General features: G+C 40.9%; 21 protein-coding genes and 1 other annotated feature. All 21 genes read right to left on the bottom strand.

Annotated features, from left to right (window positions below):
• Positions 1–868 precede the first annotated feature (868 nt).
• A complete protein-coding gene (pyrE, locus tag IEX94_RS00985) occupies positions 869–1486 on the bottom strand; it encodes an orotate phosphoribosyltransferase (RefSeq protein WP_188855667.1) in 618 nt (205 codons plus the stop codon).
• On the bottom strand, positions 1476–2183 hold the full coding sequence (gene pyrF, locus IEX94_RS00980; RefSeq protein WP_188855666.1) for an orotidine-5'-phosphate decarboxylase: 708 nt from the start codon (positions 2181–2183) through the stop codon (positions 1476–1478). The genes pyrE and pyrF overlap by 11 nt, the downstream gene beginning before the upstream one ends.
• Positions 2180–3091 carry a dihydroorotate dehydrogenase gene (locus IEX94_RS00975; RefSeq protein WP_308425561.1) on the bottom strand — a complete coding sequence of 304 codons (912 nt, stop codon included), beginning with the start codon at positions 3089–3091 and terminating at the stop codon, positions 2180–2182. The genes pyrF and IEX94_RS00975 overlap by 4 nt, the downstream gene beginning before the upstream one ends.
• A complete protein-coding gene (locus tag IEX94_RS00970) occupies positions 3091–3840 on the bottom strand; it encodes a dihydroorotate dehydrogenase electron transfer subunit (protein WP_188855664.1) in 750 nt (249 codons plus the stop codon). Before IEX94_RS00970 ends, IEX94_RS00975 begins: the two co-directional genes overlap by 1 nt.
• A 29-nt stretch (positions 3841–3869) precedes the next feature.
• Positions 3870–5108 carry a dihydroorotase gene (pyrC, locus tag IEX94_RS00965; RefSeq protein WP_308425560.1) on the bottom strand — a complete coding sequence of 413 codons (1239 nt, stop codon included), beginning with the start codon at positions 5106–5108 and terminating at the stop codon, positions 3870–3872.
• Between the two features lie 10 nt (positions 5109–5118).
• Positions 5119–6036, bottom strand: coding sequence for an aspartate carbamoyltransferase catalytic subunit (locus tag IEX94_RS00960; RefSeq protein WP_188855662.1), 918 nt, complete (start codon positions 6034–6036; stop codon positions 5119–5121).
• A gap of 153 nt (positions 6037–6189) precedes the next feature.
• Complete coding sequence (gene pyrR, locus IEX94_RS00955) at positions 6190–6732, bottom strand: bifunctional pyr operon transcriptional regulator/uracil phosphoribosyltransferase PyrR (RefSeq protein WP_188855661.1); 543 nt, start codon at positions 6730–6732, stop codon at positions 6190–6192.
• Positions 6733–6897: 165 nt separating this feature from the next.
• Positions 6898–7809: an RluA family pseudouridine synthase gene (locus tag IEX94_RS00950; RefSeq protein ID WP_188855660.1), complete on the bottom strand. Its 912-nt coding sequence runs from the start codon at positions 7807–7809 to the stop codon at positions 6898–6900.
• Positions 7806–8285 carry a signal peptidase II gene (gene lspA / locus IEX94_RS00945; protein ID WP_308425556.1) on the bottom strand — a complete coding sequence of 160 codons (480 nt, stop codon included), beginning with the start codon at positions 8283–8285 and terminating at the stop codon, positions 7806–7808. The genes IEX94_RS00950 and lspA overlap by 4 nt, the downstream gene beginning before the upstream one ends.
• Positions 8286–8515: 230 nt before the next feature.
• Positions 8516–11266: an isoleucine--tRNA ligase gene (gene ileS, locus IEX94_RS00940; RefSeq protein ID WP_188855769.1), complete on the bottom strand. Its 2751-nt coding sequence runs from the start codon at positions 11264–11266 to the stop codon at positions 8516–8518.
• Positions 11267–11889: 623 nt separating this feature from the next.
• Positions 11890–12112: a binding site (T-box leader), on the bottom strand.
• A gap of 56 nt (positions 12113–12168) precedes the next feature.
• Entirely contained in the window at positions 12169–12672 is a 504-nt protein-coding gene (locus IEX94_RS00935) for a DivIVA domain-containing protein (RefSeq protein ID WP_188855659.1), read from the bottom strand.
• 106 nt (positions 12673–12778) lie between these two features.
• Complete coding sequence (locus IEX94_RS00930) at positions 12779–13555, bottom strand: YlmH family RNA-binding protein (RefSeq protein ID WP_188855658.1); 777 nt, start codon at positions 13553–13555, stop codon at positions 12779–12781.
• A gap of 26 nt (positions 13556–13581) precedes the next feature.
• Positions 13582–13845 (bottom strand): YggT family protein, encoded by a 264-nt coding sequence (locus tag IEX94_RS00925; RefSeq protein ID WP_188855657.1) that lies wholly within the window; start codon positions 13843–13845, stop codon positions 13582–13584.
• 18 nt (positions 13846–13863) lie between these two features.
• Positions 13864–14280, bottom strand: coding sequence for a cell division protein SepF (locus IEX94_RS00920; protein ID WP_188855656.1), 417 nt, complete (start codon positions 14278–14280; stop codon positions 13864–13866).
• 27 nt (positions 14281–14307) lie between these two features.
• Positions 14308–14979 carry a YggS family pyridoxal phosphate-dependent enzyme gene (locus IEX94_RS00915; protein ID WP_188855655.1) on the bottom strand — a complete coding sequence of 224 codons (672 nt, stop codon included), beginning with the start codon at positions 14977–14979 and terminating at the stop codon, positions 14308–14310.
• 26 nt (positions 14980–15005) lie between these two features.
• Positions 15006–15812 carry a peptidoglycan editing factor PgeF gene (gene pgeF / locus IEX94_RS00910; protein ID WP_188855654.1) on the bottom strand — a complete coding sequence of 269 codons (807 nt, stop codon included), beginning with the start codon at positions 15810–15812 and terminating at the stop codon, positions 15006–15008.
• Positions 15813–15891: 79 nt separating this feature from the next.
• Positions 15892–16152, bottom strand: a complete 261-nt coding sequence (locus tag IEX94_RS00905) for a YlmC/YmxH family sporulation protein (RefSeq protein ID WP_188855653.1) — start codon at positions 16150–16152, stop codon at positions 15892–15894.
• Between the two features lie 115 nt (positions 16153–16267).
• Positions 16268–17050, bottom strand: coding sequence for an RNA polymerase sporulation sigma factor SigG (sigG, locus tag IEX94_RS00900; RefSeq protein ID WP_188855652.1), 783 nt, complete (start codon positions 17048–17050; stop codon positions 16268–16270).
• A 125-nt stretch (positions 17051–17175) separates the two neighbouring features.
• A complete protein-coding gene (gene sigE / locus IEX94_RS00895; protein ID WP_156855529.1) occupies positions 17176–17895 on the bottom strand; it encodes an RNA polymerase sporulation sigma factor SigE in 720 nt (239 codons plus the stop codon).
• 12 nt (positions 17896–17907) lie between these two features.
• A complete protein-coding gene (spoIIGA, locus tag IEX94_RS00890; protein ID WP_188855651.1) occupies positions 17908–18828 on the bottom strand; it encodes a sigma-E processing peptidase SpoIIGA in 921 nt (306 codons plus the stop codon).
• 240 nt (positions 18829–19068) lie between these two features.
• Positions 19069–20208: a cell division protein FtsZ gene (ftsZ, locus tag IEX94_RS00885; protein WP_188855650.1), complete on the bottom strand. Its 1140-nt coding sequence runs from the start codon at positions 20206–20208 to the stop codon at positions 19069–19071.
• Positions 20209–20237 lie beyond the last annotated feature (29 nt).

Genomic DNA, 20237 nt, shown 5'->3' with positions numbered 1-20237 from the left:
AAAGGAATCACGGATAAGATTCAGTAAATCGGTACAGGTGAAAACTGACAGTTTAATGAATTTACAATTTAATTCTCGTAAAATAGAAAAAGGAAATTACTCCTATCACCCACTGACTTTCAACTGACGTAAGTGTGTGCAATTTACTTCTGGAGGTCCGCAGTCCAGACACCTCTCGCACCTGCTGAGCGGCTGGTGAGCCTCCTCGGGCTGAGCACTAAGGGGTCTCACCTAGGCCTATCGACGAACAGGAGGTTTTAATGCCGGCATTGGTCACAGGACGCGACCGTACTTAGCCGGCCTCCCGCAGGAGTCTCGAGGTGTCTGGACTGCTCCGAGGAAAGGCCATATTTGGCTCACTATTTCAGATTACACTCCCATTAGCATGTACATCTTACTTTAATGGGAAAATAACCGTGTTTTATTCTCCCGTTAGCATGTTCATCTTACTTTAATCGGAAAATAACCGTGTTTTATTCTCCCTTTTGCACCTTCATCTCACTTTAATGGGAAAATAACCGAATTTTATTATCCCGTTAGTACGTTCAACGTACTTTAATCGGAAAATAACCCGGAGTTATTTTCCCATCAGTGCGTTCATCTTAGTTTAATGGGAAAACATCTATCCCCCGGGCAACTGAACGGCGGTTAGAGCATTGAAATAAAGGAGCGAGTCCAAACTTTTACATGGAATACAGGAATAAGTCGTTAGTTTTAAGAATGAGTTATTGGAAGAACGTATCAAGTTGATAGAATTGCCACTATAAGCTTGATGGATCATCGTTTTTACTGGTTACAACATGAATAACTACTGTTTCGGACAGCGGAGTTAAAAAAACCGAATGAAAGGATTTCCCTTCACTCGGTGTTAGTTTAATGTATCTCGCCAGTTTAATAATTCATGCATTTCTTCATTACTTAACTCACCACTGATCGTTAATGCTTCTAGTAGTTCATCAAAATTCGTTACGGTTTCGTGAATGAAATTAGCTGCTTTGAAGTTAGCCGAGGCCTTTTCTAATCCGTAAGAAAAAATAGCCAACACACCGGTAACATCTGCTCCAGCAGCAGTGAGAGCTTGTGCAGCTTGAATCGCGGATCCACCTGTCGAAATAAGGTCTTCGATGACAACGACACGCTGACCGGGCTCGATGATTCCTTCAATTTGATTTCCTTTCCCGTGGGCTTTCGGTTTGGAACGTACATAAACAAGCGGCAAGTCAAGCGCAGTGCTTAACCATGCAGCGTGCGGAATCCCTGCTGTAGCACAACCGGCGATTACGTCTGGCCTCCAATTATTTGCTTCTAGTCGGGCGATAAATCCATCTGTAACTTTTTTGCGAATTTCCGGGTATGACATAACTAGTCGATTGTCACAATAAATCGGTGATTTCACACCAGAAGTCCAAGTGAAATAATCCTTCACATTAATTTGTACTGCGCGAATATCCAGTAAGTCTTGGACAAGTTCTTTTTCAATTACCATGTATAACAGTCTCCTTTATCGCTTTATGATAAGCTGCTTTCGGATCAGCTGCTCTAGTGATGCTTCTTCCCATCACAAGGTAGTCGGCTCCTAATCGTCTTGCCTCAGAAGGAGTTGCGACCCTTTCTTGATCATCTCGTTCAGATGTCTTTAAACGGATTCCTGGCGTTACCGTTAAAAAGTCATCCCCACATAATCGCTTAATTCCTTCTGCCTCGTGAACGGAACAAACAACACCGTCAGCCCCACTTGCATTAGAAAGGCTCGCTAGCTTCTCGACCTGCTCATCCAATGCAAGTTGAAGCCCTAGTTCCTCCTGCATGGCTCGCTCATTCATCGACGTAAGTATTGTAACTGCAAGCAGTTTCGTTTGACTAGCGCCACCTGCAAGCAATCCCTCTTTCGCGCGTTTGATCATTTCTGAACCACCAAGGGCATGTACATTGACGATATCCACATCCAACTTCGCTAAATTCTTCATTGCCCGTTGAACCGTTGTCGGGATATCATGGAGTTTTAAATCAAGGAAAATCGAATGATTATTCGCCTTCAATTTTTCAATCATCGCGATTCCTTCCCTGTAAAAAAGCTCCATCCCGACTTTTACCGGCACACCTTGCAAATTATAACGGGTAAGGAATTGTTCCGTTTCCTCCCAATCTGGAAAATCTAATGCTAGATAAATTGAGTTCGTCATTCAATAACCGCCTTTCCAACCGCTTCTTTAACCGAGCTGAAACCATATTTCCGCAGTACTTCCGGCAACTCTGAAATAAGTTCTGGAAGGATAAGTGGATTTTGGAAATTTGCTGTTCCGACTGCAACTGCATTTGCTCCAGCGAGCAGGAATTCAAGTACATCTTCTGCCGTTTGAATTCCCCCCATACCGATAATCGGAATGTTTGTTGCTTGTCTTACCTCATAAATCATCCGGATTGCAATCGGCTTTATTGCCGGACCGGAAAGACCGCCTGTTTTATTTGCAATAAGTGGACGCCTTGACGGGAGATGCAACTGCATGCCTGTTAAGGTATTAATCATCGTCAGTCCATCTGCACCGGCTTCTTCCACCGCTTTTGCCATCGCAACAATATTAGACACATTCGGGGAAAGCTTTACGTAAACCGGTTTATTACTTGCTTGCTTTACCTTTTCTGTAACATGCTTTGCCATTTCAGGGTCTGTTCCAAATTGAATCCCGCCTTCTTTCACATTCGGGCAGGAAATATTTAGTTCCAGTGCATGCACATCTGAGGTTTGATTAAATTTAGTTGCAACTTCTTCATATTCTTCAACTGTGCTACCGGCAACATTCGCTATGACAGCTGTATCATAATTTGCTAGAAACGGTACTTCTTCTTTAATAATCTTAGCTACTCCGGGATTCTGTAAACCAATTGCATTCAGCATCCCACTACTCGTTTCTGCAACCCTTGGTGTTGGATTTCCTGAGCGCTCTTCCCCTGTAGCAGCTTTCATCATGACAGCACCGAGTAGGCTTAAGTCATAAAATTTACTATACTCTCTGCCAAACCCGAAGCAGCCCGAAGCAGGCATAAGAGGATTTTTTAATTTTAAGCCGGGCAATTCGACTTGTAAATCAATCATAAAATGACCTCCTCAGCTGCAAAGACTGGCCCATCATGGCAGATTTTCTTGTAGCCACCCTCTGTTGTTGGTATAACACAAGCTGCACAAGCACCGACTGTGCAACCCATTCGTTCCTCCAAAGAAATATAGCCCGTTTTATTATGCAATTGTGTAGTTAACGCGCGTAGCATACCCGTTGGTCCACATGCATAATAAGCATTAAAACTAGGAACACTGGTCACTGCATCTGTCACAAATCCTTTCATTCCATAGGAGCCGTCATCCGTTACAATAAACGTCTCTCCCAATCTTGCGAATTCCTTTTCATAGAAAACATTTTCACTGGATTGAAAGCCGAGAATGGAAACAACCTTAATTCCTTGCTTCTTTAATTGTTTACCAAGATAGTATAATGGCGGCACTCCAATTCCTCCGCCAATTAATAACACTTTAGTCATTTCTCCTGACATTAGAGGAAAACTATTACCATTCGGGCCAAAACAGTCAATTTCTGCTCCAGGGATAAATCCAGCAAGTTCATTTGTTCCTTTTCCCATAATTTTAAATAATAGAGTTAATTCCTGCTTGTCCCGATCAATATTTGCAATAGAAATCGGTCGGGGCAACGTATAGTTTGGTAAGGCAATCGAGATAAATTGACCTGGTTTTGCCACTTCCGTTATATAATTATCCGTAAGCTTCATTTCAATCGTATCTTTGGCAATTTCTCGTATTTCTAAAAGTTTCATTTTGACTTTACGCATGTTTTTCCAGCCCTCATTCTCTGTATTTTTCATAGCTGAACAAAGACGGATTCGTCTTCGTATACGACTTTCCCACCTGCGATTGTGAGTACCGGTTTTCCAAATACGTTCCAACCGTTAAATGGTGTATTTTTCCCCTTGGAATAAAACGTATGTTTATCAATCGTCCATTCTTCGGTTAAATCGATTAGCGTGATATCTGCAAACTCAGCAACTTCAAGCCGACCATATGGCAATGCAAAAACTTGCGCCGGCTTAACCGTCAAATAGTCGACAAGCAGCTTCAAGCTTAATTTTCCTGTCTTTACTAAATGGGTGTAAAGTAGCGGGAAAGCAGTTTCGAGTCCAGTAATCCCAAATGGTGCTTGTAAGAAACCAAGGGCTTTCTCATCTTCAGCATGAGGTGCATGGTCAGTCGCAATTAGATCAATCGTGCCGTCAAGTAACCCTTCAAGTAATGCTTCCTGGTCTTCTTTTGCCCGTAATGGCGGATTCATTTTAAAGTTAGCGTCGTTTGATAAAATATCTTGTTCATTTAGTATTAAATGATGCGGTGTCACTTCAGCTGTTACGTTAATCCCCGCTCGCTTCGCATCCCGAATAACTCGAACAGATTCTTTCGTACTGACATGGCATACATGATAATGACAGCCTGCTGCTTCCGCTAACAGGACGTCCCTTGCAATCTGCACAGATTCACTGATTCCAGGTAGACCTGGCAAATTGAGGCGTTCACTCACTTCCCCGTCATGAACAACTCCATTATAGACAATCGAATTATCCTCACAGTGAGCGACAATCGCTTTACCAAGCTTTGCGGCTCGCTTCATTGCTTGGAGCATGAGGTCAGCAGTCTGGACACCGACCCCATCATCCGTGTAGGCAAAAGCTTCCCCGAGACTTTCTAAATCTGTAAGTTCTTTTCCTTCGAGTCCTTTTGTAATAGAAGCATATGGAAGGACACGTATAATTGCATCTTCTTCAATCTTTGCTAGTAAATTATCTATTTTTTCACGACTGTCCGGGACGGGATTTGTATTCGGCATGGCAGCAACTGTTGTAAAACCACCTCTTGCAGCTGCCATTGTCCCTGTTTGAATTGTCTCCTTATGTTCTCCGCCAGGTTCTCTTAAATGAATGTGGACATCGATGAAACCTGGCAAGGCGAGTTTTCCTTGCCCATCGATTACTTCTTCCGCACTAACATTTACTTTATCTGCAATTTGCGATATCTTATTATCCTCTATTAATATTTCTTTGTGGATCATTTCACCTGTCTCAGATAGCAGTTTGATATTTTTCAGTAGCTTTGTCACTTAAAATCCCCCATTCATTCAATACATTGATGATGATTGCCATTCTTACGTAAACTCCATTGTTCATCTGTTTAAAGATTCGTGACCGTTCACATTCCACGAGTTCCGTATCAATCTCCACACCGCGATTAATCGGAGCCGGATGCATAATGATTGCGTTATCTTTCATTCTGCTCTCCCTCTCTTTTGTTAATCCGTATTGCTCTAAATAGTCATACGTATTCACCGAATGTTCGTGGCGCTCATGCTGAATCCGTAAAAGCATGACAACATCACACACTTCAACCGCTTCATCAATTGGAAGATAAGGAAATTCTAGTACATCTCTTTCCATCCCCTGTGCCGCACTTAAATATACTTCCGCCCCAAGTTTCTGTAAACAAACAGCATTTGACCTTGCTACTCTGCTATGCTTGATATCTCCAGCGATCGCAATTTTTAAGCCCTTAAAGGTTTTAAATTCTTGATAAATCGTTAGTAAATCAAGCATCGTTTGAGTCGGATGCTCTTTCGCTCCTGCCCCACCATTAATTAACGGAATCGACAATTTTCCTTCCAATTCTTTATACCAATCATCTTCTTCGTGGCGGACGACTAAGAAGTCTGCTCCGATTGCTTCAAAGGTCTTTGCCGTATCATAGAGGGACTCCCCTTTCAATACGGAAGAGTTTTGCGAGTGGAAGTCCAGATTTTCTATCCCTAATTTTCTCTCCGCTACAACGAAACTCATTTTCGTTCTTGTGCTCGGTTCAAAGAACAGATTAGCCGCAAATAGTTGCCGTTCAAGTTTGTAATCGTTGTTTCGAAGTTTCTCTGCATCCTGTAAAATGGAATAAATCTCCTCGGTTGTCAATTGGTCTACTGAAATAAAATGTCTCATCTTTCTCCCTCCATTTTTTCGAATAGCTTAAGTTGGCATAAAAAAATCTTCTTGCAATAAGGCTGCAAGAAGATAGACATATCCCGTGTATCAGACATGTAAAATCGCAACCTTTTAAATCTCTCTGGATTTAGTTAAAAGTTGTTTCGTTATTCATTTTTCATAAATGGAAACATGGTCATCTTCATCTACCTCATCTAACTGAACGACAATAATTTCCTTCTCTGAAGTAGGTATATTCTTTCCTACATAATCTGCACGAATCGGTAATTCGCGGTGTCCCCGGTCTATCAACACACCGAGCTGAATCTGGGATGGTCTCCCAAGGTCAATCACTGCATCCATCGCCGCACGGACCGTTCGTCCGGTATACAGCACGTCATCTACTAGGACAACAAGTTTCCCACTAACATCTACATCGATACTTGAAGATTTCAGTTCGGGTTCATCATTACTCGTCACCTTTTCTAGGTCGTCACGGTATAGTGTAATGTCCAGTTCACCCGTTGGAACGGTAATATTTTCAATTTGTTTAATTTTTTGCTGAAGACGTTTTGCAAGTGGTACCCCACGCGTTTTGATTCCGACAAGGATCAGGTCATCTGCCCCTTTATTTTTTTCAAGTATTTCATGAGCCATCCGCGTTAGCGCCCGGTTCATTGCTGGGGAATCGAGAACGGTTGCTTTCTTCTTCATTCGCTTGGTTTCCTCCTATGTTCTCCATATAAATAATCCCTTTTTCACATGAGGAAAAAGGGATTCATAAAATGACAGCATTTTTACCGATCCTTTTTAGCCTCACGGGACTATGATTAAAGGTCTTCTTATTTCTATATATTATTTCAAACTTTGATTCATATGTCAATACATTTTCTCAATTATTTTTAACGCATCATTGAAATAGGTCGGAATGGCTGATTCGAATTCCAGCCATTTTCCTGTGATCGGATGGGTGAAACCTACCTTTTTAGCATGGAGCGCTTGACCACCTAAATCAATCGTCTTTCTAGGGCCATATAATGGATCTCCAACAAGCGGATAACCGATATATCTCATATGCACACGGATTTGGTGCGTTCTTCCGGTCTCCAGCTTACATTCAATAAATGAATAATCTGGGAAGTGTTTCAGTACATGAAAATTGGTAACAGCTGACTTGCCATTATCAACGACAGCCATCCGTTGTCTATTCTTCGGATCTCTTCCGATTGGAGCGTCAATTATCCCTGTTTCATGAGGGATTTCTCCATGAACAAGCGCAATATACTTCCTTTCCACTTCCCGGTTTGCAAATTGCTCTGATAAGCCGATATGTGCTTGATCGTGTTTCGCAACAACTAACAATCCGCTCGTATCCTTATCTAATCGGTGGACAATCCCTGGCCGTTCTACACCATTAATACCTGAAAGATCGTTACAGTGGTAAAGGAGTGCATTCACTAAAGTTCCTGAGCCATGTCCAGCTGACGGGTGTACGACCATTCCTCGCGGTTTATTCACGACAAGCAGGTCACTGTCCTCATACATAATATCAAGTGGAATATTTTCCGCTGTAATTTCAAGAGCTTTCACTTCCGGAATTTGCCACTCAATGACGTCCCCTTCTTCGCATTTATAATTTGCTTTAACTTGTCGTTCATTCACCTCCACGTAGCCCTCTGCAATCCATATCTGAATTTGGGACCGGGAGCGGTCGGGATTTATTTCAGATAACAGCTTATCTATCCTTATTTGATTTTGTTCCGGTGTTACAGTATGGGTTTGAAAACTCATGCTTTTTCCTTTTCCTTCCTTTTTTCTTTTCGTTCCTCAATAATTGTTACAATAATAATTAAGATTACACCGATTGTCAGTGCCGAGTCCGCAACATTAAAGATGGGGAAATTATAATTAAAAATAGTAAAATCAGCAAAATCCACTACTTCATGTCTGAACAATCGATCGATAAAGTTACCAATTGCTCCCCCAATAATAATACCTAAGGAGATTCCGAGCAGTTTATTATCATGGGCATATTTATGCATATAGTAAACGGCTGCGGCAATAAATACGAGGGTAATGATATAAAAGAAAATCATTTGTCCTTCTAAAATCCCCCAGGCTGCTCCACTATTACGGTGTGAAGTTAAATGAAAGAATCCATCAATGATAGGAATGCTTTCTCCAAGTTCCATATTAATAATAACCAGCCATTTCGTAATTTGATCCAGTGCAATAATCGCTAAGGCGATGAGATAATATGTCAGCATGCAGCAACCTCCGAAAAATGCTTCGATTAATTTTTTTCCTTTATTTATCTTATACTGTACAGATATGAAACACAAGACAGAACCTCTCATGCCTGAAATCACGAGTGTTCTTGGTTTATTCGTACAGTGAAACTTCATTCAGTGGGGGTATTATAGAACGTTAATGCGTGGTAAACATGAGTCATCAAATGAAAAGACTGCTCCTTCAAGTAGAAGAAGCAGTCTTGTTATTAAGCTTCGTAATATTCCTTAACAACAGATGCACAGCGGGTGCAAAGGGTTGGATGATCTTGGTCCTGTCCGACTGTTTCGGATGATACCCAGCAACGTTCACATTTTTCACCAGGATGTACTTCGACAAGTACGTTTACATAGCGGTATTCTTTCGCTTTTGGTTCTTCACCTTTAATTACTGCCTCTGAAACAATCAAGTATTGATGGAGATATTCCATTGATTCCAATACTTTTTTCGTTTCTTCATCACGGGGAACCAATGTTACTTTAGCTTCTAATGGTTTACCGATCAATTTGTCATTTCTGGCTTCTTCTAATGCTTTCAATACATCATCGCGTACATTCATGAATTGGTCCCATTTCGCTTTGTCTAATCCTTTTATTTCTCTTGGTTCCGGGATATCTGTCAATTGGACATACTTCTCTTCGACCCCTGGAATGTATTCCCATACTTCTTCAGCTGTATGCGGAATAATAGGTGTAAGCAGCTTAACAAGTGTTGTCAAGATTTCATAAAATGCTGTTTGGATACTACGTCTACGTCTATCGTCCGGTTTCTCGATATAAAGAATATCTTTCGCAAAGTCCAGGTAGAAGGAACTTAAATCTACGGAACAGAAGTTATGAACTTCGTGGAAGATTGGCGAGTATTCATAAACCTCGTAAGAATTACGTGCATCAGCCAATACTTCCTGCAAACGATTAAGCATGAATAGATCAATTTCTTCCATCTCTGACTCAGGCACCTGATCCGTTGCAGGGTCAAAATCAGCTAAGTTTGCCAACATGAAGCGGAATGTATTTCTAATCTTCCGGTATGCTTCTGAGGTTTGTTTTAGAATATCATCCGAAATTCTAACGTCAGCCTGGTAATCGACTGATGCAACCCAAAGACGCAAAATGTCTGCACCTAATTGTTTCAATACTTTACCTGGAACGATGACGTTTCCTAATGATTTACTCATTTTCCTGCCATCTCCATCAAGGACAAATCCATGACTGACGATCGATTTATAAGGTGCTTTACCTGTTACAGCAACTGCAGTAGATATGGATGAGTTGAACCAACCACGATACTGGTCACTACCTTCTAAATAAATATCAGCTGGACGGCGGTGATCTTTACGATTCATTAATACTCCCTCATGGGTTGAACCGGAGTCAAACCATACGTCCATAATATCCGTTTCTTTCGTAAACTCTCCATTTGGACTATGCGGAGAAGTAAATCCTTCTGGCAATAAATCTTTCGCTTCTTTTTCAAACCAGATATTAGAACCGTGCTCTCTAAATAGTTCAGATACATGATTAATCGTTTCTTCTATAATGATTGGTGTATTATCCTCCGCGTAAAAAACTGGAATTGGTACACCCCAAGTTCGCTGTCTTGAAATGACCCAGTCTTCGCGATCTCTTACCATGTTATACAGACGAGTTTCTCCCCATTTCGGGAACCATTCGACATTTTTAATTTCTTCAAGAATATCTTGACGGAAATCTTTAATCGATGCAAACCATTGTGGTGTTGCACGGAAAATAGTCGGTTTCTTCGTCCGCCAGTCATGAGGATAGGAGTGCGTAATGAAGGTAAGCTTTAATAATGCACCGACTTCCTCTAATTTCTCTGTTATTGCTTTATTCGCTTTATCATAGAACATTCCTTCAAAACCTGGTGCATCGGCTGTAAATACTCCACGGTCATCAATTGGAGATAGTGCGTCCAGTCCATAACTCTGAGCTACATAGAAGTCATCTTCCCCGTGTCCTGGTGCAGTATGGACACAACCAGTACCAGCTTCTGTCGTTACATGGTCACCAAGCATGACAAGTGAATCACGGTCATAGAATGGGTGTTTTGCGACAACTTTATCAATTTCTTGTCCTTTAAACTGTTTAACAACTTGTGGATTACTCCACCCTAGCTCTTCAGCCACCGTCTCAAGTAATGATTCAGCAACTACATATTTTTCGTTCTCGACTTCTGCTACGACATATTCGAGGTCCGGGTGAACACTGATTCCAAGGTTGGCTGGAAGTGTCCATGGTGTTGTTGTCCAGATAACAATTTTTTCTCCTTCAGTTAACACATCTTTTCCATCTTTTACTTCGAACGTAACATAAATGGATGGGGAGCGTTTGTCGTAGTATTCAATTTCCGCTTCAGCAAGTGCAGACTCAGATGAAGGAGACCAGTTGACTGGCTTTAATCCTTTATAAATGTAGCCTTTTTTCGCCATTTCACCGAATACTTTAATTTGTGCAGCTTCAAAGTCTTTTGTGAGTGTAATATAAGGATTATCCCAGTCACCGCGGACACCTAATGATTTAAACTGCGTCCGTTGATTGTCAATTTGCTCTAATGCATACTCTTCACAGAGTTTACGGAATTCCGGTACAGGGATTTCCTTTCGATTAATCTTCTTTTTCTTTGTGAGTGCCGTTTCAATCGGTAATCCGTGCGTATCCCAACCAGGAATATATGGTGCGTGGTAACCGGTCATCGACTTATAACGAATGATGAAGTCTTTTAAAATTTTGTTCAAGGCATGCCCGATATGCAAATCTCCATTCGCATATGGTGGTCCATCATGAAGAATAAATAATGGGCGACCTTTCGTACGTTCCTGCACTTTTTCATAGATATTATCTTCTTCCCATTGTTCACGGCGTACGGGTTCTTTATTTGGTAAGTTTCCACGCATTGGGAACTTTGTTTTCGGCATCATTAAGGTTTCTTTATAATCCATCATGCATTTCCTCCTTCAAATTCGTTTCGGCATAATTTATAAACAAATCATCATAACTCAACTTTCATCGTCTGAAACAACCAACTACTCCTTCATTCAGCGTAAGTGCGCAACTCTCTTTCCGGGGACACCTCTCGCTTTCCGCGGGCGGCTGGTGAGCCTCCTCGGGCTGTCGCCCTGCGGGGTCTCACCTATGCCTATCCTCCCGCAGGAGCCTCGAGGTGTCTGGACTGCTCCCAGGGAAGGCCGAATTTGGAACACTATTTTTCATTTAAGGAATAGAACTCTCATCATAGTGGGATAGTTTCCGTTAATAATAACCCTCTCTACCAGTTCAGTTGCCCGGTGGACGGTGACTCCTGCGGGAATAGCACGAGTCCGGAGACCCCGCAGGGCGGTAGCCCGAGGCAGACTAAGTTCGCCACGTCCTGTGGCAACGTCTGCATTAGCACGTCCTGTGCGTCGAGGCTTCGGCTGTGCCCGCGGAAAGCATCCGTCCACCGGGCAACTGAACGGCGATTAGAAATCTAGCCACGAGAACGAGCAGTATCACTTACGCTGAATGAAAGCAATTGTTTTTTAGTATGAAAGTTGAGTGGTAACAAAAAAGTCCTCTCTATCCCAAAAGGGACGAGAAGACTCGCGGTACCACCCTTATAAATTTAAATGACATATTTAAATTCACTCAAGAATCTCTTAACGGTGATGAGCCGTCCACTATTACTATCATTTCATAGTGGATACATCAGGAGTGATGTTCTAAAAGCTATCTGTATCAGGCTTCCACCTTTCCCTGACTCGCTTACCAGACATATACTTTTATACTGTCTCCGTCACTGTATCTATCACATAATGTTTACTTGTATGAATTATATGTAAAAAATCCTTTGTCGTCAAGCCTACTATGCGTTATTTTTTAATAATTCATCCTCATCACCAATTTCAGCTTCGAAAAGCTCGTCCCAATCGTTCGTTTCAATCATATCAAGCTGTGCTTCGACAATTGCTTTCAGGCGGGTGCGGAATACTTTCGCTTGTTTCTTCAATTCCTCCACATCCATTGCAATTCGTCTTGATTTGCTTAATGCTTCGTTAATGATGCGATCTGCATTCTTTTCAGCTTCTTTAATGATTAACTTAGATTCTTTTGTTGCGTTGCCTTTCACTTCCTCAGCAGTTTCCTGTGCAACAAGGATTGATCTATTTAAGGTCTCTTCAATATTTGTGAAATGACCTAACTTTTCTTCAAGCAGTTCAACTTTCTCTTCTAAATTCTTCTTTTCCCTTATGACCATTTCGTAGTCTTTCACGACTTGATCAAGGAATTCATTGACCTCATCTTCATCATAACCACGGAACTTACTTGAAAACTCTTTATTATGAATATCTAACGGTGTTAACGGCACAAAGGCCACCTCCCTAAGTATAAGAAATCCTATTCATTTATTTTAATATGACTCTCTTTTATAATTCGACATAAAATAAAAAAATCCTGCATAAACAGATATTTTTTTATTCCAATGTCGCAGTAGTAATCCGCCATTTCTCTTTTTTTGTCTGTCCTTCGATCTGAATAACTTTGCTTCGTCCCTTACCTCGAAAAGACAATAAATCACCCGCTCCAAGGGGATATTTTGTATCTTGAACTACTTTATGATTCACTTTAACTAATTGCCGGTCTATCGCTTGTTGGGCATCCTTTCGTGACATACGGTAAATTTCTTTTAGAACGGTATCCAATCGGAGTGAAGATACCGTCTTACTAGACTCGACCCAATTCGGACGAGGGATGCGGACACTTGCCAGTTCTTTTTCCGCCAGTTTGATCTTCGCATGTTTCACCGATGTAAGATTCATCACAACATAAGGACTTATTTCAGCCGCAACGATAATTTGAATCGTTCCATCTCCAACAAAGATATCCCCAAGCTTTTCACGCTTCACACCAGAAGATAGAAAGGCACCCATCGCATCTCGGTGTGTCAGTGTCACAAATTTTTCCTGATAGGTTGCCTCGAGAAGTGTTAATTGAAAACTCTCCTCGGTTATTTCTTCATAGAATGGTGCAATAATCATTCTATTTCTTTCTGTATGCGGGGAGCCCCCGAATGCTTCGATTTGCAGTTCATCATTCCCCGTACCGATAATTGTTTCAACAATTTGCTGCTCACGCGGATCTAAAAAATCAGTGAGCTTCGGAATATAACTCCGTTCTACTTGCTCTTTCCAGGAAAGGACCTGATCAATGAACGGGGCTTCCTCATTACGAAAATGCTGATAAATATCCATTTCATACTTCCTTTAATTTCATTACTTTAGAAAAACATCCGGAAGAATGTTTCTAATCCCATTCCCGCGAAACGCAGAACGATGATCGCTACAATCGGGGAAACATCAATCATCCCTAACGGCGGAATGAAGCGTCTGAATATTTCTAAGTATGGTTCTGCGATTCTTCCGATTAATTCTCCAAATGAAGATTCCCGTGCTCCCGGAAACCAAGACATTAAAATATAGATAATCAATATCCAAGAATAGATATAAATTGCAAAACTAAAGAGACCTAAGAGTTGATTCATCAAAAACTACCTTTCTTTTTATAATTCGTCTTCATACAAATAGGACTCAGAAATCGATCCTGTTACGTCAACACTTTCAGGGGTACAGAGGAATGTCTCTGCACCAAGCTTCTGTATGTCACCGTTTAAGGCATAAACAGTACCGCTTAAGAAGTCCACAATCCGTTTTGCCTGGTGGTTTTCCACTCTTTGCAGATTGATTACAACGGACCGCTTATTGACGATATTATCAGCTATTTCTTGTGCCTCATTATAGGATCTCGGCTCACAGAGGACAACTCTCTGAGCAGGCTGCTGTACACTTTGCAGGTTCACGACATTCTGAGACTTTTGCTTAGGCGTTACTTTATCCGGCAAGTTGTCCTCTTCAATATACTCGTATTCATACTCATCGTCCATTGTAAAGTAGTTTTTAATCTTATTTTTAAAACTCATTTTCTCACCTCTTCTTAACGGGTTGGTTTATTCACCGACTAACTTCGAACCGATCCGAATGTGGGTTGCTCCTTCTTCAATTGCAATCTCATAGTCATTACTCATTCCCATGGATAAATAATGGCACGGCGCATGAGCATATTTTTTATCTCTTATTGTATCACGTAAAGTTGCAAGTTCGCGGAAGACACGGCGAATTAGTTCTCTATCTTCCACGTGCGGGGCCATTGTCATCAAGCCGACAACTCTAACCTTGTCATACTTTTCGATTTCTTTAATAAAATCTTCTACTTCTTCTACTTTGAGACCGTGCTTCGTCTCTTCTTCACTTACATTAACTTGTACGAAGCAATCGATTGGCTCTGTTGCACGCTTATTTATTTCTTTAGCGAGCGATATCCTGTCGAGTGAATGGATCATATCGACTTTGTCAATGATATCCTTTACTTTCCTTGACTGAAGCGTACCAATGAAATGCCAATTCGCGTCTTCCCCAACTGCTTCATATTTTTCTAAAAATCCTTCCGTTCGATTTTCCCCAAAATCTTTAATTCCTGCTGCAACTAATTCTTTATTTCGTTCAATTGTAACATATTTCGTTACAGCAATTAATGAAATGTCTTCCTTTTTTCGATTGCTGCGCTCACAAGCTGCTGCAATATGATTTGTAATCTCCTCTAGATTCGTTGCTACAACCATTTTTTATAACAATCTCCTTCATAACATTATTCCAGCATACCAATAAATCCTAGCATTCGACCGGTTCGTCCCTGGTCGCGTCGATGAGAGAAAAATAGATCATGCTCCCGATACGTACAATAATTTGTTATATCTATATTATGCCTTAATATGCCACAATGTAAAAGGATTTCCCTATTCAACTCTTTCAGATCCAATGAATAGTGCCCGCCACCTTTATCAGTAAGCACCTTCTCACGAACATCTACAGTAATTTGGGATGCGACATATTCATCAACCTCATAATGTTCTGGAGAGATGCCGGGTCCAATCGTAACAAGAATATTCTCCCGTACAGAGCCATTTTTCTCAAATTGTGTAACCATTTCTTTTGCTATTTCGTTTACGGTACCTTTCCAACCCGCATGGGCGATCCCAATTATTTCTGCTTCCGGATCATAGAAAAACAAGGGGATACAATCTGCATAAAAAGCAGTGAGTAAGAGACCTTTTTCTTTAGTCAGAATGCCATCTGTATTCTTTAACGCTGAGGCTGTTGATGTCGCCCCTTTACCTTTATCCGAGGCAGTTACAAGTTGTACCTTATTTCCATGAACTTGCTCGCCGACAACCCAGCTTTCCAAGGGAAAACCGGTTAATGCCGCAAGAGTGCTCCGATTCTCTAATACATCTTCTGTAACATCTTGAACATGGAGACCACAATTAAAGCTTGAAAAGTCTCCTTGACTGACACCACCATTTTTTGTGGTAATCCCGGCAACGAGTGACGGTGATAATCCTTTCCAGTTAATTAAGCGTAATAATTGCTTTTCTTTAATAATAAAAGGTTCCATCTCCAAGCACGCCCCCTCCACTTTGCTTCATTTTATCATATTTTGTCTAATAGATAACACTTAAAGATGTACATCTTTTTTATGGGAGCATCAATGTCTGCTGATCGGAGGACTCTTTCACTAAAATAACATCTGTTCCGATTCGTAAAATTTGCTTCCATAGTACTTGAACTTCTTCAGCCTTTCCAAAGAAACCACCCTTTGTATCGCGGTCTGCAAGAATGAGCGCAATAATTCTACCTGTCCGTACATCAATTTCCAAATCAATGATGAAACCTAATCTTCTTCCGTCCACAACGGAAATAACTTCCTTCATTTGCAGTTCAGACAACCGTATCATAAAATTTCACCCCTCTTATTACACTATATGCCGGATGCATCCCATTTTAAGACAAAAGAAAAAAGCAGGTGGGAAACCTGCTTTTTATTGCTTTTAGAAGCTTTTCATCTATATACTATTCAAACATTCGTTTATTCATTTGCTTAATTGCCGCTTTCTCCAATCTTGATACTTGCGCTTGTGAGATTCCGATTTCGTCAGCGACTTCCATTTGCGTCTTTCCTTGGAAAAATCGTTTGTTAACAATCATCTTTTCCCGTTCATTTAATTGTACGATACCTTCCTTGAGCGATATTTTATCATCCCAGTTAGTCGCCTTGTCTTTCTCATCACTAATTTGATCGACAACATAAATCGGGTCACCCCCATCATTATAAATCGGTTCAAACAAGGAAACTGGTTCTTGAATTGCATCAAGGGCAAATACAATGTCTTCTTCAGGGATTCCTGTTTCCTCGGCAATCTCTTTATGTGTCGGTTCTCTTGAAGTTTTACTCATCAAGAGTTCCCTCGCCTGCAGGGACTTATAAGCGATATCCCGGAGCGAACGGGATACACGGATTGGATTATTATCTCTGAGATAACGACGGATTTCACCGATAATCATCGGTACCGCATAAGTGGAGAAGCGTACATTATGACCTAAGTCAAAGTTATCAATCGATTTCATTAGTCCAATACAACCGACTTGAAATAAATCATCAACATATTCTCCGCGGTTGTTAAAGCGTTGAATCACGCTCAATACAAGTCGTAAATTTCCATTTACTAACTCTTCCCGCGCCGAGAGATCATTCTTTTCCTGAAGCCTTATGAACAACTTTTTCATTTCTTCATTTGTTAGTACAGGTAGTTTCGATGTATCCACACCACAAATCTCTACTTTATGTCTAGCCATTTCTGTTCAACCCTCCCAGATGTCGATGCTGTTCAAGGTCAGTATCTCCCTCTAAAAGGATTTTTATGCAGGCTGATAAAAGTAAGAAATTGGGAAATCATAGCAAAGTCAAGTCAGCTATGTGGTTACATCATTTTATTAAATTCTTTTTGAAGTCTACGAATAATCTTCTTCTCCAACCTAGAAATATATGATTGCGAAATCCCTAACATATCGGCTACATCTTTCTGGGTTTTTTCTTCTTGGCCCTGAAGACCAAAGCGCAGCATCATGATTTGCTGCTCCCGTTTGTTAAGCTGGGACAATGCATCCCGCAATAAATTTTTATCGACTGTAGACTCAAGGTTCTTCGTTATAATATCTTCCTCTGTTCCGAGTACATCGGATAACAATAATTCATTTCCATCCCAATCAATATTTAAGGGCTCGTCAAAAGATATCTCTGATTTCAATTTGTTTGTACGTCGCAAATACATTAAAATTTCATTTTCAATACAACGGGAAGCATATGTTGCCAATTTAATCTTCTTTTCTGGTTTAAATGTATTAACTGCTTTAATGAGTCCAATCGTTCCGATGCTGATTAAGTCCTCAATATTAATACCAGTATTCTCGAATTTACGAGCAATATATACGACAAGGCGTAAATTTCGTTCAATCAATACTGCTCTTGCCGATTGATCCCCTTTCGTTAATAATTTCAAGAGTTCCGCTTCCTCTTCTTTATTTAAGGGCGGAGGTAAAGCTTCTTTACCGCCGATATAGTAAATTTCACTTGATTTTATTTTCAGCTTAAATAATAAACGATACCATAAAATTCGCAAACGTAATTTCCACATGTCCATCTACCCTTTCTATTATGCAGAATAGTGAATAGCCGTTTTGATCAGTTCGGGCTGTAACAAACAGTGATAGCTTCCATCTCCGGTTAAATTGCCAAATTGAATTCCGACGAGAAAATCCGTCGTGTAAATTTCTTTGTTATCGTAATAAATCGTAATATCATCAGGTATAATAGTGAATAGAAAACCATTCCCCCCTTCAACCCCTTGATATGGAATAATCCGTAATTGGTCGACCCATTGCCTTGGAATCTTATCCATATCCAATGTTTCATGGGCAATCATAAGCTGTTCCCAATCTTTCTTATCAAACCAGGGAGATAAAAATGTTTCGTCACATATGATGACAGGTTTTTTTGTAAATGGGTCGACAAGCTGATTTCCGCTATCAATAAAACTTTCCGTGGAATGGCTCACCCCGTTGATTTTTAATGTCACTGGGATCGTCGCATCATAACGGATCTTATCTTGTACGTGCTTGTCCATACGCTGTTTCGTAAAAATCCAAACAAGCGGAAAGCAAACAACAATGAACAACCAGCTTAATGGATCACCGAACCCTTTGTTATACGTGACGAATCCTGTTTCAGAAACGGTGATTGGCTGCTGGATAAGGAAGTGGAGGGCAATCAATCCCCCGCCGACAGCGAAACTCATCATGTAAAATAAAGTGACCAGTTTCACTAGCCGATAAATTGTTTTAAAACCGAAACTGCTTAAAATAATGATGATGGAGAAAATGACTTTGCCGATTACACTCGTAAAAAAGGAGTTCGGATAATAAATGGATAATGGTACTATCAATGAGGCGACAAATGCACCAAAAGCCAAGCGGTAACGACTCGTATGTAATTTTGCTAATTTGTCTGTCAGTAACAGCAGCATGTAATCCAGCAGGAAGTTAAGTAGCCATACCGCGTCAAGATAGATCGCCAATACACTCTCCCTTTCTCCCGATTTGATTCGTGATGGGTTTATGCTTGATGTAAATTGAAGTATAGACCAGCCACTATGAAAAGTCTGTCAGTTCTTGTATGCGATAAACAACTTCTTTTCACTAAACCTTCCGGGGTTTGTCGGAACGAGACTATAGAATAAATCGACAACAAAAAAAGCCGAGGCATAACTTGTTAGTAAGTTATGCCTCGGCTTTTTTAATTAGATTCAATGTTTGCATTAGCGATTCCGATTACGATTTCTTAAGAATGTCGGGATATCCAGTTCATCTTCTTCCACTTTCGGACGAGGATTATTTGGTTTCATTTCCCTTTGCGGCTGTTCTTCCGGTTCGCGGCTAGCTGCTTGTTGTCTTTCCGCAATCGATGGTCGCGTATCCCGTTTTGGTTTATTCGACTTCTGGGCGTTTTCATCAAAACCTGTTGCAATCACAGTAACGACGATCTCATCATTCAGATTCTCATTAATAACTGAACCGAATATTACGTTCACTTCTTCATCGGCTGCATTCGTTACAAGGTCAGCTGCTTCCTGCACTTCATACAGACTCAAGCTTGTTCCACCGGTGATATTCATTAGAATACCGTGAGCACCATCAACGGATGTTTCAAGAAGCGGGCTAGAAATAGCTTTCTTCGCTGCTTCTGTTGCTCTAGTTTCTCCTGTCGCAATTCCGATTCCCATTAGTGCGGATCCTTTGTCATACATAATTGTTTTAACGTCAGCAAAGTCAACGTTAATTAGACCCGGCTTCGCAATTAAGTCAGAGATCCCTTGGACCCCTTGTCGTAAAATATTATCCGCTTCACGGAACGCTTCCAGCATTGGCGTATTTTTATCGACTATTTCAAGTAAACGATCATTCGGAATAACAATTAATGTATCTACATTACTCTTTAATGTTTCAATCCCGGCTATGGCCTGATTTGCTCGACGCCTGCCTTCGAAGGAAAATGGACGAGTTACAACACCAACGGTTAATGCGCCTAGCTCTTTCGCGATTTGCGCGATTACCGGCGCGGCACCTGTACCTGTCCCACCACCCATTCCTGCAGTTACGAAAATCATATCAGCTCCTGAAAGTACTTCTTCTAATTGTTCTTTACTTTCCTCTGCTGCTTTTTTTCCAACTTCCGGGTTCGCACCTGCTCCAAGACCACGAGTTAGTTTCGCTCCGATCTGAACCTTAACTTCTGCCTTGGATAAATTTAAAGCTTGAGCATCTGTATTAACAGCGATAAACTCCACGCCTTCTACTCCGTGCTCAATCATACGGTTAACTGCGTTGTTCCCGCCGCCACCAGCACCGACAACTTTTATTTTCGCTAACTCCTCCATATTTGTATCAAATTCCAACATACTTCGTTCCTCCTAATATGCAAAATTAC

Origin of the sequence: Oceanobacillus indicireducens, assembly GCF_014647195.1 — a bacterium.
Taxonomy (GTDB): Bacteria; Bacillota; Bacilli; order Bacillales; family Amphibacillaceae; genus Oceanobacillus; species Oceanobacillus indicireducens.
Note: the sequence above shows the minus strand (reverse complement) of the source record. Positions and strands in the feature narration are given on the sequence as shown.